Source organism: Verrucosispora sp. SN26_14.1, from assembly GCF_004307965.1.
Lineage (GTDB): Bacteria > Actinomycetota > Actinomycetes > Mycobacteriales > Micromonosporaceae > Micromonospora.
This window is the reverse complement of the sequence record NZ_SISL01000035.1, coordinates 1-15,481: the sequence shown is the minus strand read 5'-3', so window position 1 is coordinate 15,481 and position 15,481 is coordinate 1. Positions and strand designations below refer to the sequence as shown.

The following is a 15,481-nucleotide window of genomic DNA, read 5'->3' as shown; positions in this document are numbered from 1 at the left end:
GCCGAACAGATCAGGCCCGGCCGGCACGAATCCGACGGGCACTCCACTGGCCGGAGCCTACGCTCCCCGGTCGGTCAGCCGACGACGTCGACAAGCGCCACCACCGGTTCGCCGCAGCCGGCGGCCGCGCGACTCATCCTTCGACGGCATGCAGGTCGGGAGCTTCGGCGATGAGGTGTATGCCGTCGTCGTCATGGAGGTGGAGGGTGCAGCCGGCCCGGGTGAACCGCACGGTCAGCACCTGCCCGACGTGTCGGGCGGCCAGCCGCAGCAGCACCGGCACCGGGTCGGCGGGCAGGGCGCTCGGCGGGGCCTCGGGCACCGGGATGGGCACCACCGCGTCAGCCGACGCGGCACTGGCGATGGTGTCGGTCAGGCACTCGACGCACCAGGCCAGCGCCGCTTCCAGGGTCGGGCGGGAGGGCCACTCGTCGGGGCGGACCGGGGCGTCACCCGGTCGCAGCTCGACCGACCAGCGCAGCCCGCTCAGGTAGCGCGGATCGTCGGCGTTGTGCCGCAGGTCGCAGATGCTGACCTCGCACGCCAGGTTCAGGCCGAGCGCGAGCCGGATCAGCACGGTCAGCGGCGGCGCGTCGGGGCGTACCGCCGTCACGATCAGCCGACCTGCGGGCTGGCCCCGACCGGCGGCGCGCACGTGCTCGCCCACCGGATCGGCTCCGGCCCAGGGCAGCGTGACGTGGCCGCCACGCAGTCGCGCCTCGATCTCGTGCCCGCCGTCGGCTTCGGCGAGGTCCTCCGGCCGTACGCCGAGGACGGGTGCCCAGGCGGCCAACCGATAGCGGTCGGGGAGCTGGACCACCGGCTTGCCGCCGGGTTGGGTGGCGACGAGCGTGACCGGCTCCGGCGTGCCGGTGTGCCAGGTCAGGTGCACGACCCGGTGCCGCAGGTCGGTGAGCGTGAGCACCACCGCCTCGTGCAGCCGGTGGGTGCCGTCGCAGGTGAAGCAGGCCAGCACGGACGTGTGCAGCCCGGCGCCCCGGCAGCGTGGACAGCCCGCCTCCACCCCACGGCCGCCGAGCCGGCAGTCGCAGCTGCGCAGGCGGCTGCCGGGCACGCAGTCCGGGCAGGGCCGCCAGCCGGTCTCCGCACCGAGCCAGGCCGGTTCGGGCGGCGTGAAGCCGCGCCGCAACGGCACCCGCACCCGGCGTACGACCTGGCCGGTGAGCTGCTCCACGAGGGTCTCGACCGGATCGCCGTCACGCAGGCTGCTGTGCCACCACCGCCCGTCCCGCCAGATGGCCTGTGCGCCGGGCAGCTCGGCGCCGTCGACCGGGTCGACGCAGTCGGCGAGGATCCGCCGTTCGAGCTGGTCCACGTCGACGGACGGCACGGCGGGCGGGCGCGGTCGATCGGGCTGCACCAGCCGGGCCGCGACACCCCGGCCGCGCTCGGTGAGCCCCGCGAGCGCGTCGGCCACGTCGGTGCGGGTCAGCGACTGCGGCAGGTCGGGTTGCCCGCTCCGGAAGCCCGGCACCGGCGAGCCGGGCACCTCGTACCGGACGTCCCAGCCCATCCCCGGCCGACGTACCTCGATCACCAGGTCGAGCAGGAGCAGATCGGCGAGCACGCAGAGTCGGACGAGCCGTTCGGCCGGATCGACCGGCGGCACCGGTTCGCTTCGCCCGAGGAAGAGCAGCCAGGGCAGGTAGTCCATCCGCACGATCGCCTGAGCCTCCAGCTCCAGTCGTTGCACCAGCGGCGCGTCGGGTCGCCACTGCTGCGGCAACCACAGCTCGGGTGCCTCGTCGGTGACGGTCGCGCCGATGCGGGCGGCCAATTCGCGTACCTTCCGGCCCAGGTCGACCACCCATCCGGACTGCGTGCGCTCCGGGTCGAGACCTCCCGGCACGACGCGGTGCGAGGCGACCGCGCCGGTGTCCAGGTCGGCCACGCTGAGCACCACCTGCGCCCGCCGTTGCCCGCGCCGCCGACAGCGCCCACACGGGTCCGCCACAGTGCCCGCGCCCCGGCACTGCTCGCAATCCCGGTACGCCACCCGATGCGCGGGTATGGCGGTCTCCTCCGCCAGGAACCGGTTCCCGAAGCTGGTGCACCGGCACGGCAGCAGGCGAAAGGTCATCCCGTCGCAGTCCGGGCAGGTTATGACCGTCACCGCGTACCCGCTTGCTTCTCGTCGGCGCACGGCGGCGGTGGGATTATTGCGCACACGAATCGGCACCACCTGTTCTGAGATCGGGATCGACGTCGCGGTCATCGCTGTTGTCGGGCTTATCTTGTAGGGTCGGAAACGCCATCACAATGAATGTCTCGTCATACGTTTCCGCTGCTTGATCGCACCAATTCCGAGTTCCACGACCGCCGTCAGGATGTTGCAAAACCCGACAGGAAGGAGGGTGCGGTGGCGGAAGACATGGGGTCGACAGTGCCCCGACGACAGCTCGGCAGGACCCTGCGTGACCTGCGCACCGAGGCCGGCATCACGCTCGATGCCGCCGCCGAGGCACTGGAGTGCAGCCGACAGAAGGTGTGGCGGATCGAGAGCGGCCTCGGCTCCGTGCGCGGCGTCGACGTCCGCGCGATGTGCGAGTTGTACGCCGCCCGCGCCGAGCTGACCCGGGCGCTCACCGCACTGGCCACCGAGACGAGAGCAAAAGGCTGGTGGCACGCCTACGGCGACGCCATCCCCGACTGGTTCGAGCTGTACGTCGGCCTCGAATCCGCCGCATCGAGACTGCGGTTCTACAAGAACAGCCTCGTGCCGGGCATTTTCCAGACCCGGGACTACGCCCGGGGCATCTATCGGATCGACCAGCCCGACATGACCGACGACGACCGCGAACGCGCCGTCGACCTGCGTCTGCAACGCCAGTCCCTGCTGACCCGCCGCCTGCCCAAGCCACCACAGGTGCAGGTCGTCCTCTGCGAGTCCGTCCTACTCCGGCCGGTCGACACACCAACTGTCACCGCTGAGCAGTTGAGGCACGTGCAGGAGTTGAGCAACCTGCCGGACGTCTCGGTTCGGTTCCTGCCACTCGCCGCCGGTCCGCACCTTGGCGCGGTCGGCGGCGAATTCGTGATGCTCGACTTCCCCTTGGGTAACCGCGCCACTCCCGAGCCTTCAGTCGTCTACTGCGAGTCGTGGACCGGGGCGCTGTACCTGGACCGGCCGACCGAGTTCGCCGCCTACGAAAAGGCATGGTCGAGCTTGCTCAGCCTCGCCCTTGATGAGGAACAATCAAGGCGACTAATCGACAAGATCATCGAGGAGGTTCACCGTGGTTGACCTGACCGGTGCCCGCTGGCGCAAGAGCACCCGCAGCGGCGGCAACGGTGGCGAGTGCGTCGAGGTCGCCGACAACCTGCCCGGCGTCGTCGCGGTCCGCGACAGCAAAGACCCGCATGGCCCCGCCCTCACCTTCACCCCCACCGCCTGGGCCACCTTCCTCACCACCACCCGCACCACCGACTGACCTGCGAACCCGGGGGACCTCAGGATCTTGGACACTTCCCGTTCGACTCGAACGGAAAGTGTCCAAGATAGACAGTCGTCGCCCACGATTACGCCGAATGCTGGGCGCTTTGCGCAGTTTCTCCGTCGACTTCGTCACCGGCACTGGGCTGATCACCTTCTGCGGCGTGCGCCGTCGTGGAGCGCACGGCAGCCGACTACCTGTAGTTACCGGGGCTGCGACCCACGCTCGTCTCCGATAGTGTCCGCCCGACTACGCAGACATGACCTGTTTTCGCGGACGGCGGTAGGAGGACGGCATGGCCAGCATCGAAGAGGTCAAGGCGGCACTGATGCAGGCAGCCGAGCAGGGCAACGCCACGATCAACCAGATCCGAGCCGCCGCCGACAACACCGAGCAGATGCTGAGCCGGTTACGTGCCGTCGCCGCCGGCACCGGCCATCCGACGATCGCCGAGGCCATCGCCCGGGGCGAGCAGAGCAAACAACGGCTGGCCGAGGCCATGACCCTCGTGCAGGGCAGCTCGGAGGCCGCCCGCCGCTACGTCGGCATCCTCGGCTGAGCAACCACCACCATCATGAGTGTCGGCGAGGTCAAGGCGACCCTTCGCGCCGCCGTCGAAGCCGCCCGCCAGGGACGACATGGGTTCGACCAGGCGGTCTCCGAGGCCGAGGCGGCGACCCGCACGGCGACCGCCCTCCTGCACGGCAGCCGACACGAGCACGTGAGGGCCACCCACGAGGCCCTTGCCGCTGCCGGGGCAGAGGTCGCACCGACTCGCCGCCGCTTCAAGGACACCGCCGAACAGGCAAGCGACTACCTCACGCGACTCGGATGAGCGGCAGCATCGCCGAACTGGTCGCGCAGCTTCTCGCCGTACAACAGAAGCTTGATGCCGCTGCGGTGACCGCGCTACGCGCCCGGACGGACGCCGAGGTGGCCTTGGCCCGGCTGGTCGAGGTCCAGCGGGGCACGAATGACCAGCGGCTACGCGCGGCCGTCGCGGACGCCGAGGTGGCCAGGGACAAAGCCGGCCGCTACGCCCGCCTGTTGTCCGAGGCTGCTCGCCACATCACCGCGTACGTCAACACGATCGCCCCCGGCGCCGCACCCACCGCGCCTGCCGCCGACAGTGCCTTACCCACCGGCGAGCGGGTGGTGACCGAGGCCGAGCGACGCGGACGGCGTGCAGACATCGCCTGGCGAAAGCAGGTCAAGAAGGCCGACGACATCGAGGACGGCCTGAAGAACGCCGAGACCAGCGCCCGTGAGACGTTCAAGTTCTTCAAGCAACACGGCGACGGCCAGGGCGGCACCACGAGTGGAACGGCAAGCCCAGGACCCATGCCGGCACAGGATCGGCCGCACGTCGACAACCCAGTGACGGCAACGGTGATGGCCGCTGGCGCGTTGGCAGTGACGGTGAAGGCCATATGGAACCATGGCAAAGCGCGACGAGCGAGGAAGCGGGACGACAATGATCAAACCTGAGCTGGCCGAGTATGTCCGCACGATGGTTCGTGGCGATCACGTTGCCAACGACGCGGTTGAGGCCAAGCTTGACGCCGAGGGCTGGGACGGCCTTCCGCGCTACCTCGCGGCAGTCTTCTTCCTCGCCGTCGATCGCCGCTTCGGCGAGACCACCGGCCGCGCCGAGGTCATCGCCTTCGTTGGCGAGCTACGCGCCGGGCTCGCCAACGGCGGGCCCGAGATCAATGCCGAGGCTGCCGAGCAGCTCATCATGTCCATCATCGACCCATCGCTGGACTACTCGATGAGCCAGCAAATGATCGGCCGCATCCAGGCAGCCACGGTGCAGAAGATCCTCACCGAGGCAGACCTGCCGGACAACGAACTGGACGCCATACTCGCGGAAGCCGTTACGCTGTCGTCCCGTCCCTGAGCACTCAGGGGCGATCGGTGCCGCCCGAACTTCCTCGTCCCCCACCACCTGTCACATTGCCTACTATAAATTCGTGGAGGAGAAGGATCGCGCTGCCGGCCAGGAGGACCACGCACTGGCCGACTTCGTCCCCGAAGAACTCGACGAGATCCCCGCCGACGCCTCCGGCGAGACGAAATTTCTCTACCTCGTCGCCATCGCCGTGCAGATCGGGCAGATCGCGGTCACCGTGTGGGGGCTCGACCGCCTCTCCGATCCGAGCGTCGGCACCTGGGGCAAGATCGGCGCGGGCGCGGCCATCATCGTGGCGATCGGGATCTGCCTGAACGCCTGGAGTTCCGCCTACCACTCCGCCGCCTGGGACGAGCACCGCCCCAAGCCCGAGTGATCGCTCAATACTGATCGTGCGGAGGTCATACAGCCCGTCGGCGAGCCACGTGTAGAACTCGCCGACGGGCCAGAGATCAAGCACAGGCCACCGAGCGGGGCATCGCGTCAATCATCGAACCCTCGATGAATCGGCCGAAGGCGTCGGCCACTCACAGGACCACGACAGCATCCTCGGCGAAGGTGAACAACCCGGCGTCCAGCGTGATGCTCTTGAGTTTGGTGCCCTTCGGCACATCGAAGTAGACATTCGCCGTCACCGAGTTACCCGGGTTGATTTTGTCCAGGAACCCCTGCGCGTCGCTGTTGCCGTAGATCCCGGCCGTTCCGTCGGGCTCGAACTCTCGGCCGCTGTCGTCCTGGGCGGTCAGGGCGCTATCGGCGTGAAAGGTCTGGGCGCTCTTGGTGACGTTCTTGACGGTCACGCTGGCCTTGCAGAAGGTGCCCTGCGCCTTGGCGTTGAGGAATTCGCTGCCGACCCGGGAGATCCCACACTTCACGCTCTTGACGGTGAACTCGAAGTCACCGCCACGCACCTTGTCGCCGATACCGGTGGCTTTCGACTTCGCCGGCTCCGGCTTCTCCGCCGCCTTGGTCGGCTCCGCTGCCGCCGCCTTGGTCGCTGGTGCCGATTCCGGCGCAGGCGCCGTGTCATCGGCAGCGGGAGCCCCACTGCTCGCGGAGGTGACTTCGGTCGTCGTGTCGCCGCCGACCAACCCGACCACCAGCGCGCCACCGCAGCACAGCATGACGAACGCACCCACACCGATGAGGGTGGGCACCAGCCACGAGGTCCGCTTCCTGGGCACGGGCGGTGCAGGGAACTGGGCTGGTGCCGGTGGAGGTAGTTGACCGCCGCCCGAAGGCGGTAGCTGCGCTGCGGGTACCTGCGGGAACTGCGCGGTCGACGGTTGACCAGCCGGGGGCGGGTTTTGGGCAGGATCGTATGGGGCCGTCATCGAGTGGTTTCTCCCGGGTCTCGTCCAGCACTACCGCGTGATCAGTAAAGCGCTCCAACGGTGCCACGGTTAAACGCAGAAATGGTCGTACGGGCGGCCTGGCTCGCGCGACGAGTTCACTGTGGAACCAACCGAAATGCTGATTCGACCGTCAGACGTCAAGCCAATGCGACGGACCGGCGCACCCGACCGAAGTGCGGCAGAATCGACGCCGAGGCTGAATTCTGTCGGATATCCGCCATCCCGATCCCCTGGCTCGATCAGACGGAATATGCAAATCAGAGAGAACAATGGGTGCCCGCACATGCGACAGACGATCAGTCGTTCACGCAGCGGAGCACCGGGCGGCTGGTGAGGGCGGTCGGGTCCAGGGGTGCCGACGCCCGCACCACGAACGTCGTCGACTCACCCGGCAGCAGCGTCACCAGGGCCTCGTCGACCTCGGCGGAGGGGTCGAGCCGGTCGGGATAGAGGGTCAGGTCGCGCAGGACGGTGCGGGCGGTGACGCGTACCCGCTGGGTGCCGTCGACCTCTTCCACCACGGCCTCGAAGGACGCGGTCGGCCAGGGGATGTCGCGGTCCTCGGCGAAGAACCACAGTGCCCGGTCGGTGCCGGCGTCCGCGACGAGCAGTTCGGCGCGGGCCTCGTCGGGCCGGGTCAGCTCCGCAGGCAGCGCCAGCGTCACCGAGGTGCGGGCCGGCACCGCCAGCTCCAGCGTGGTCTTCGCGCGGGGCTCCCCGGTCAGGGTGAGCCGGACGACCGTGGTCGACGCGTGCCACGGTCGGCCGCCGTCGTTGACCGCGACCAGGGCCAGGCCGCCGTCGCGGGGCTGGACGGTGAGCAGGCGGTCGGCGTAGGACCGGCGCAACGCGTACCAGAGGGGTTTGCGGCGTCCGTCGCCGTCGACGGCGGCCCACGAGGTGACCGGCCAGCAGTCGTTGAGCTGCCAGAGGATGGTGCCCATGCAGTAGCCCCGGTGGGAGCGGAAGTGCTCGACCCCGAGTTGGATGGCGCGGGCCTGGTTGAGCTGGGTCAGGTAGTGCCAGTCGTCGAAGTCGCGCGGCGCGGGCAGGTGGGCGTCCAGGCCGCGACGCAACTTGAGGTCGCCGTCGGTGGCCTTCTGGTGGTGGGCCATGCCGGGTGAGTCATGCGCCAGCGGCTCGTCGCTCAGGGCCCGCCGCAGCGTCGCGTACGCCGGTGGCGCCTGGTAGCCGAACTCGGCGACGAAGCGGGGCAGGTGCTCGCGGTACTTCGTGTAGTCGTCGGTGTTCCAGACGTCCCAGATGTGGGTCGTGCCGTACACCGGGTCGTTGGGGTGGACGTCCTCCCGGCCGGAGTACGGGCTGCCGGGCCAGTACGGGCGGGTCGGGTCCAGCTCGGCGACGATCCGGGGCAGCAGGTCCAGGTAGTAGCCGTGTCCCCAGGTGCGTCCGGCGAGCGGCTGCTGCCAGTCCCAGTCGTGCCAGCCCCAGATGTTCTCGTTGTTGCCGGTCCACAGCACCAGCGACGGGTGCCCGGCCAGTCGGGTCACCTGTTCGGCGGCCTCGGCGGCCACCTCGGTGCGCAGGGGTTCCTCCTCCGGGTACGCCGCGCAGGCGAAGAGGAAGTCCTGCTGCACCAGCAGGCCCCGCTCGTCGGCCAGGTCGTAGAAGTCGTCGGACTCGTACCGGCCGCCGCCCCAGACCCGCAGCAGGTTGACGTTGGCCGCCCCGGCCTGGTCGAAGCGGTGCGCCAGACGGTCCCGGGTGACCCGGTGGGGGAAGGCGTCGTCGGGGATCCAGTTCACCCCGCGCACGAAGAGGGGCACGTCGTTGACGTGCAGCGTGAAGGGGGCGCCGTGCGCGTCGGGGGTGGTGTCGAGGCGTACCGAACGGAAGCCGATCCGCCGGTGCCAGTCGTCGAGGGTCGCACCGTCCGGCCCGCGCAGCGTCACCGTCAGGTCGTAACGGGGTTGACCGCCGTGGCCGCGCGGCCACCACAGCTCCGGTTCGTCGACGGTGAGGGTCAGCACCGCCGACCGCTCCCCCGCCGGGATCGTCACCCCGGCGGTGGCACCGGCCACCTCGGCGTGCACGGTGACCGGCACGTCGGTGGCGCGGTCGACCTCGACGTGCAGCTCCACCCGGCCGGTACCGTCCTCGACGGTGACCAGCGGCTGCACCCGCGCCAGCCGGGCGGTCGACCAGCCGTGCAGGCCGATCTCCTGCCAGATCCCGGCGGTGACCAGGGTCGGGCCCCAGTCCCAGCCGAAGTTGCAGGCCATCTTGCGGATGAACGGGAACGGTTCCGGGTACGCGTTGGGCCGATCGCCGAGCCGGTCGCGCTGCGCCTCGGCGTACCGGTAGGCGGAGTCGAAGCGGACCGCCAGGTTGTTGTCCTCGGCGCGCAGCAGCGAGGTCAGGTCGAAGCGGTACGCCCGGTGCATGTTCGCGGTGCGGCCGACCTCGACGCCGTTGAGCGTGATCGTGGCGACCGTGTCCAGCCCCGCGCAGACCAGGTCGAGGCGCTGGTGGTCGCCGTCGGGCCGGTCGAAGGTGGTCTCGTACACCCAGTCGGTGCGGCCGATCCAGGCCAGCGCGGTCTCGTTGTCGTCCAGGTACGGGTCGGGGATCAGGTCTGCCGCGAGCAGGTCGGTGTGCACGCAGCCGGGGACGGTGGCCGGCACCACCCGGCCGTCGACCTCCGGCGGCACCTGCGGGCCGGGCACCGGTCGCAGGGTCCAGCCGTCGTGCAACGGCAACCGGTCCGGCCGGCTCCCCCGTGCGTCGCTCAAGACTTCACCGCGCCTTCCATGATTCCTCGGACGATCCGGCGACCGCCGATGACGAGCACGACCAACAGTGGCACGGTGGCCACGAACGCACCCGCCAGCACCCGTCGATAGATCACGTAGTTGCCGCTGGCCAGGTCGGAGATGGCCACCATCGAGGTGGGGTAGTCGGTGCCGTTCAACGTGATCAGCGGCCACTGGAAGTCGTTCCAGGTGGCCACGAACGTCAGCAGGCCGAGCACCGCCAGCGCCGGGCGGATCGCCGGCAGGACGACGTTGGAATAGATCCGCATGGTGGTGGCACCGTCGACCCGGGCCGCCTCGACCAGTTCGTCCGGCACCGAGTTGACGATGAACTGTCGCATGTAGAACACGCCGAAGGCGGTCACCAGGCCGGGCACGATCACTGCCAGCAGCGTACCGTTCCAGCCCAGCTTGCCCATCACGATGTAGAGCGCGACGACGCCGAGTTGGTTGGGCACGGTCAGGGTGAGGACCACGAAGAGCATCAGTGGTCGGCTGCCCCGGAACCGCAGCTTGGCGAAGGCGAACCCGGCGAGCGAGCAGAAGAACAGCACGGCGGCGGTGACCGTGGTGGCGACGATGACGCTGTTCACCAGCGAGGCGGCGAAGTAGACCTCCTGGAGGGTAAAGACCTCGTTGAGGTTCACCAGGAACTGGTCACCCGGGACGACCGCCGGCGGCACCTGGGCGGTCGCCTCGTCGGTGCTGGTGGCGATGACGAACATCCAGTAGAGCGGGAACGCCGCGAACAGCGTGGTCATCGCCAGGAAGAGGTACGTCCCGACGCCCGCCGGGGTGTCCTGCGGAGCGCGGCCGTACGCCCCGGTCCGCCTGCGTCCACCAGGCGGTGTGCCCGGCTTTCGGGGCCGGGCCTCCGTGGCGCTCGGTGCGCTCAACTCCGGCCCCCCGAGATGCGGTTGGTCAGCAGGGTGTTCAGGGCCGCGACCACGAGGATGATGAGGAACAGCGCCCAGGACATCGCGGCGGCGTACCCGAGGTTGAGGTCCTTCCAGCCGACCTTGTAGACGAGCTGCGCCACGGTCTGCCACTCTCCGCCGGCCCCACCGCGTGCGGTCTGCGCGTTCAGGTCGAACAGCATCGGCTCGGTGAACAGTTGCAGCCCGCCGATGGTGGAGAGCACCACGGTGAAGATGACCACCGGGCGGATCATCGGCACGGTGATCCGCCAGAGCTGGCGCCACGACCCGGCCCCGTCCAGGGCAGACGCCTCGTAGACGTCACGCGGGATGGACTGCATCGCGGCCAGGTAGAGCAGGGCGTTGTAGCCGATCCACTTCCAGTTGACCATCGTGGCGATGGCGATCCAGGAGTGGAGTTTGTCGGCCCGCCAGTCGATCGGCGTCTCGGTGCCGATGCCGAGCAGGCCCAGTGCCCAGTTGGCCATGCCGAAGTCGCGGGAGAAGAAGACGTTGAACACCAGTGTGGAGGCGGTGATCGGGGTGATGTACGGCAGCAGCGCGCCCACCCGCCACCAGGTCTGCGCCCGTAGCCGCCGGTTGAGCATCGACGCGATGACCAGCGCGAGCAGCAGTTGCGGGACGGTGGAGAGCAGAAAGATGCCGAAGGTGTTGTAGAGCGCGTTGCCGAAGTCGCCGTCGGTGAGGAGCCGACGGAAGTTCTCCGTACCGGCCCAGCCGGTCAGCTCCGGGTCGTCCAGCCGCCAGTGGCGTAACGCCACCACCCCGTTGAAGATCATCGGGAACAGGCCGAACACGAGGAAGAGCAGGAAGAACGGCGCGATCAACAGATAGGGCACGTACCGCATGTCGAAGCGGTGCAGCCGGTTCCGCCAGGTCAGGGACCGGGCGGTGCGGGTGCGCCGCGCCACCCGTACCGTCACCTGCCGGCCTTCTCGGCTTCCTTGATCGCCTCGGCCCAGGCCGCGCCGGACGCGAGCGTGCCGTTCTGCACCCGGTTGATCACGTTCTCCACCGCGACCCGGGTCGGCCCGTTCTTGCGGCCCAGGTACTGCGGGGTGAGGCCCTCGGCCATCCGGGGGAAGATCTGCCCGACCGGCGCGGCGTTGAAGAACTCGTTCGTGAACTCGGCGATCGCCGGATCGGCGTAGAGGGCGGGTTGCGAGGGCAGGTTGCCGACCGTCTTGAAGACCTCGATCTGCTGCTCCGGCTGGATCAGCCACTCCACGAACCTGTACGCCTCGTCGACGTTGCGCCCCTGCTTCGGCACGGTGAGGAAGGAGCCGCCCCAACTGCCGCCGCCACCCGGCACCGTGGCGATGTCCCACTGCCCCCTGGTGCCGGGTGCGGTGTTCTGGATGTGCCCGAGCATCCACGCGGGGCAGGGCAGCACCGCGAACGCGCCGCTGGTGAAGCCCTTGTCCCAGTCGGCCTGGAAGCTGGTCAGGTTGGCGGAGATCCCGGCGTCGGCCGCCCTGACCGCGTAGTCGAAGGCGACCTTGGGGCCGCCTGCCATCTGCAACTGCTCGTCGGCGTCGAAGAAGCCGACCTGCTGCTGCCCGAGGATCGGATTGAACAGGTTGGTGGCGTTGTCGATGAACTTCTTCCCCGTCTCGGCGGTGTACCCCTGGCCGACCTCCAGGAACTTGTCCCAGGTGGGCCAGAGTGCGGAGACCTGGTCGCGCGCGGTGGGCAGGCCGGCGGCGGAGAAGAGGTCGGTGCGGTAGCACATGGCCAGGCCGCCGACGTCGGTGCCGAGGCCGATCTGGGTGGCGCCGTCGGCGGAGAGCGACTGCTTCCACTTCCACGGCAGGTAGGCGGTCTCGTACTTTCCGGCGCCCTTGTCGAGCAGGTTCACGAACTTGTCGGCCTGGCTGCGGAACTGGACGATGAACCCCTCGTCGACGGCGGCGATGTCGGGGGCACCGGAGCCGGCGATCAGCTTCTTCTGCAGGTCCTCGTGCTGGGCGTTGTACTCGCCCGAGTTGATGGCGATCTTGACGTTGGTGTGCTCCGCCTCGTACTTCGTCTTGAGGTCCTGCAGGCCGAAGTCCCCCCAGAAGTTGATCGTCAGGGTGACCTCACCGCCGGAGCCGCCGGTGGTGCTGCGTCCGCTGCACGCGACGACGAGCGAACCGACCGTCAGACCCACGGCTGCGACCCGCAGCCACCGGGGTGTGGACCGTCTCATGACCCCTCCTCCATGCAGGCTGCGAACGCTCCATAGATCGAGGAACGTCGACTGAACCGGATAAGTTAGGACCGTAAGGGTGCGCTCTCGCGGTGTCAACGGTGCGTTACAGACCGCGTCTTCCGGTAACCCATCGGTCGGCTGAACCGAACAAGTGACGGCGTCCGATCAGCCGATCACGAAGGTGCCGGACCGCCACCGGGACGGCAGTGGGCGACCGGTAGCGTTGGTGCCCGACGCCCGCGCCCCCGCGCGCGGCGGGCAGACAGAGCGACCAGGAGGACGTACGCCGGTGAAGCGGCCCACCATCGCGGACGTCGCCCGACGGGCGGGGGTCTCCAAGGGCGCGGTGTCGTACGCGCTCAACGGGCAGCCGGGAGTCTCCGAGGCGACCCGGCAACGCATCCTCGCCATCGCCGCCGAGATCGGGTTCAGCCCGAGCAGCGCCGCGCGGGCCCTCTCCGGCGCGACCGCCCGGGCGATCGGGCTGATCCTGGCCCGACCGGCGCAGACGCTCGGCATCGAGCCGTTCTTCATGGAGCTGATCAGCGGTGTCGAGACCGAACTCTCCGCCCGCTCGTACGCGCTGACCCTCCAGGTGGTCGCCGACCAGGACGCCGAGATCGCGGTCTACCGGCGGTGGTGGGGCGAGCGGCGGGTGGACGGCGTACTCGTCTGCGACCTGCGCACCGACGACCGGCGGGTGCCGGTGCTGGAGGAGTTGCGCCTGCCCGCCGTGGTGATCGGCGGCCCCTCGGGCACCGGTGGACTGACCAGCGTCTGGTCCGACGACGCGGCAGCCCTCGTGGAGACCGTGGAGTACCTGTACGCGCTGGGCCACCGGCGGATCGCCCGGGTCGGCGGCCTGCCCGAGCTGCTGCACACCGCCACCCGCACCCGGGCGTTCGGCGAGGTCTGCCAGCGGTTGGGACTGGCCGAGGCGGTGACGGTCTCCTCCGACTACACCGGCGAGGAGGGCGCCCGGGCCACCCGCCGGCTGCTCAGCTCCCGGGTCCGGCCGAGCGCGGTGATCTACGACAACGACGTGATGGCCATCGCCGGGCTCTCGGTGGCCCAGGAGATGGGGCTCGCCGTCCCGACCGAGCTGTCCATCGTGGCCTGGGACGACTCCCCGCTGTGCCGGCTGGTGCACCCGCCGCTGACCGCGCTCGGCCGGGACATCCCCGCGTACGGCGCGCACGCCGCCCGGCACCTGCTCCAGGCGATCGAGGGCGCTGCCGCGGTCGTGGTCGAGGACGAGACCGCGCACCTGACCCCGCGCGGCAGTACCGGCCCGCCCGCGTTCCGCCCATGAACCGGTTAAGCCACCATCATCGTGACGTGGACGGGAACTCCTCAAGGTACGCCTCGACCCGTTCCGCGGTCGCCGGCCGGGCGAGTTCGAAGCCCTGGCCGTAACGGCACCCGGCGCGCTGCGCCCCGTCGACCTGGTGGGCGGACTCCAACCCCTCGGCGACCACCTCCAGACCCAGCCGGTCGGCGACGGTGACCACCACGTCCAGCAGCGGACCGGCCGGATCGCCGCTCGGCACCACCGACTCCGGACCGACCTTGAGCAGGTCGATCGGGAGCCGCCGCAGCTGGGCCAGGGAGGCGTGCGCGGCCCGGAAGTCGTCCAGGGCGGTCCGGATGCCCATCGACCGCAGACCGGCCAGCCGGGCCACCACGGTGGACAGCTCGGCACCCACCCGGGGCTCGGCCACCTCCACCACGAGTTGGTCCGGCGCCACCCCGTACGCGTCGAGCACCGCCGCCGTACGGGGCACGAAGTCCGGCGAGGTCAGCTCCCGGGTGGTGACGTTGATCGACATCCAGAGCCGCCGACCGCCGCCGGACCAGTGCGCCAACTGCCGGCAGGCCCGGTCCAGCACCCAGACGCCCAGCTCGCCCACGATGTCGAGGTCCTCGGCCACCGGCAGCAACTCCGCCGGGAAGACCGTGCCGAGCACCGGGCTGCGCCAGCGCAGCAGCGCCTCGGTGCCGACCGGCGAGCGGTCGGCCAGGTCGACCACCGGCTGGAAGACCAGGTCCAGCTCACCCCGGGCGACCGCACCGGGCAGCTCCCGTTCCAGATCCAGCCGGCGGACCAGTTGCTCCTCCAGGTAGGCGTCGTACCACTCGACCCGCTCCCGGCCGAGCTGGGCGGCCCGCCGCCGGGCCAGGTCCGCCTGCCGCAGCACGTCCTCGGGGCGTCCGGGGGCCAGTTCGGCCAGCCCGACGCTGGGACGTGAGCGCAGCACCGCGCCGGCCACCTCGTACGGACGGCGCAACTCGGTGATCAGGCGGCTGCCCAACGCATAGGCCATCATCGGTCCGGACCCGGTGACCACCGCCAGCCCGCCGCCGGAGAGGTCGAACACCTCGTCGTCGGCGGTCACCATGGCGCGCGCCCGGCGCACCGCCCCGGCCGCCACGTCGTCGCGCAGTGCCACCCCGGGCAACTCGGTCAGATGCAGGTCCACCACCAGCAGGGCGCCCTGGTCCGGCCAGGCCGCCAGCGCCCGCAGCAGACCGGCCCGGCCGTCCGGCCCGCGGCTCTCGGCGGTCACCGGCTCCGGTCCGGGCGGTGCCGGTTCCGCCGACGCCGTGGCTTCCTGCGCGCCCCGGACCAGTTCCCGGGCGACCAGCGGAGGCACTGCGGCGAGCGCGAGCAGCACCGCCGTGTTGTCCAGCAGGAGCCCGGCCTGCACCTGGTGGACGACGGCGAGCACCACCGCCGCCGCCGGCACCACCACCACCGGCCAGGACCGGGCCGTCCGGACCTCCGTTTCGGGTCCCGACCGCGCCGCCTGCCGCATCCCGCCGGCGCCCAGCAGCTGTGTCTTATACCCATCT

15 protein-coding genes are annotated in these 15,481 nt (G+C 70.1%); 8 read left to right on the top strand and 7 right to left on the bottom strand.

What is annotated here, in order from left to right; genetic code table 11:
* Window positions 1-133: 133 nt before the first annotated feature.
* Window positions 134-1,912 (bottom strand): hypothetical protein, encoded by a 1,779-nt coding sequence (locus EYA84_RS06090; protein WP_131052030.1) that lies wholly within the window; start codon window positions 1,910-1,912, stop codon window positions 134-136.
* A gap of 468 nt (window positions 1,913-2,380) precedes the next feature.
* Between EYA84_RS06090 and EYA84_RS06085 the strand changes: the two genes are divergently transcribed.
* The 7 genes from EYA84_RS06085 to EYA84_RS06055 all read left to right on the top strand — a co-directional run bounded on the left by EYA84_RS06085 (window position 2,381) and on the right by EYA84_RS06055 (window position 5,743).
* Complete coding sequence (locus tag EYA84_RS06085; protein WP_131052040.1) at window positions 2,381-3,265, top strand: helix-turn-helix transcriptional regulator; 885 nt, start codon at window positions 2,381-2,383, stop codon at window positions 3,263-3,265.
* Window positions 3,258-3,452: a DUF397 domain-containing protein gene (locus EYA84_RS06080; protein WP_131052029.1), complete on the top strand. Its 195-nt coding sequence runs from the start codon at window positions 3,258-3,260 to the stop codon at window positions 3,450-3,452. The genes EYA84_RS06085 and EYA84_RS06080 overlap by 8 nt, the downstream gene beginning before the upstream one ends.
* A 298-nt stretch (window positions 3,453-3,750) precedes the next feature.
* Window positions 3,751-4,014 (top strand): hypothetical protein, encoded by a 264-nt coding sequence (locus EYA84_RS06075; protein WP_131052028.1) that lies wholly within the window; start codon window positions 3,751-3,753, stop codon window positions 4,012-4,014.
* Window positions 4,015-4,029: 15 nt separating this feature from the next.
* Window positions 4,030-4,290 (top strand): hypothetical protein, encoded by a 261-nt coding sequence (locus EYA84_RS06070; protein WP_131052027.1) that lies wholly within the window; start codon window positions 4,030-4,032, stop codon window positions 4,288-4,290.
* A complete protein-coding gene (locus tag EYA84_RS06065; protein ID WP_131052026.1) occupies window positions 4,287-4,943 on the top strand; it encodes a hypothetical protein in 657 nt (218 codons plus the stop codon). The genes EYA84_RS06070 and EYA84_RS06065 overlap by 4 nt, the downstream gene beginning before the upstream one ends.
* On the top strand, window positions 4,930-5,355 hold the full coding sequence (locus EYA84_RS06060; protein WP_131052025.1) for a hypothetical protein: 426 nt from the start codon (window positions 4,930-4,932) through the stop codon (window positions 5,353-5,355). Before EYA84_RS06065 ends, EYA84_RS06060 begins: the two co-directional genes overlap by 14 nt.
* Window positions 5,356-5,428: 73 nt before the next feature.
* Window positions 5,429-5,743, top strand: coding sequence for a hypothetical protein (locus tag EYA84_RS06055; RefSeq protein ID WP_131052024.1), 315 nt, complete (start codon window positions 5,429-5,431; stop codon window positions 5,741-5,743).
* 151 nt (window positions 5,744-5,894) lie between these two features.
* Here the strand turns inward: EYA84_RS06055 and EYA84_RS06050 are convergent, their stop codons facing one another.
* From EYA84_RS06050 to EYA84_RS06030, 5 genes are all read right to left on the bottom strand, one after another.
* Complete coding sequence (locus EYA84_RS06050; RefSeq protein ID WP_236145616.1) at window positions 5,895-6,506, bottom strand: DUF4352 domain-containing protein; 612 nt, start codon at window positions 6,504-6,506, stop codon at window positions 5,895-5,897.
* Window positions 6,507-7,018: 512 nt separating this feature from the next.
* A complete protein-coding gene (locus EYA84_RS06045; RefSeq protein ID WP_131052022.1) occupies window positions 7,019-9,475 on the bottom strand; it encodes a glycoside hydrolase family 2 protein in 2,457 nt (818 codons plus the stop codon).
* Window positions 9,472-10,257 (bottom strand): carbohydrate ABC transporter permease, encoded by a 786-nt coding sequence (locus tag EYA84_RS06040; protein WP_131052021.1) that lies wholly within the window; start codon window positions 10,255-10,257, stop codon window positions 9,472-9,474. The genes EYA84_RS06045 and EYA84_RS06040 overlap by 4 nt, the downstream gene beginning before the upstream one ends.
* 131 nt (window positions 10,258-10,388) lie before the next feature.
* Complete coding sequence (locus EYA84_RS06035; protein WP_236145617.1) at window positions 10,389-11,282, bottom strand: carbohydrate ABC transporter permease; 894 nt, start codon at window positions 11,280-11,282, stop codon at window positions 10,389-10,391.
* Window positions 11,283-11,353: 71 nt separating this feature from the next.
* Window positions 11,354-12,625 carry an ABC transporter substrate-binding protein gene (locus EYA84_RS06030; protein WP_131052019.1) on the bottom strand — a complete coding sequence of 424 codons (1,272 nt, stop codon included), beginning with the start codon at window positions 12,623-12,625 and terminating at the stop codon, window positions 11,354-11,356.
* A gap of 292 nt (window positions 12,626-12,917) precedes the next feature.
* Here EYA84_RS06030 and EYA84_RS06025 point away from each other — a divergent pair, with 292 nt between their 5' ends.
* Window positions 12,918-13,940 (top strand): LacI family DNA-binding transcriptional regulator, encoded by a 1,023-nt coding sequence (locus tag EYA84_RS06025; RefSeq protein ID WP_131052018.1) that lies wholly within the window; start codon window positions 12,918-12,920, stop codon window positions 13,938-13,940.
* A 16-nt stretch (window positions 13,941-13,956) separates the two neighbouring features.
* Here the strand turns inward: EYA84_RS06025 and EYA84_RS06020 are convergent.
* On the bottom strand, window positions 13,957-15,481 hold a 1,525-nt coding region (locus EYA84_RS06020; RefSeq protein WP_131052017.1), incomplete at its 5' end, for a GGDEF domain-containing phosphodiesterase.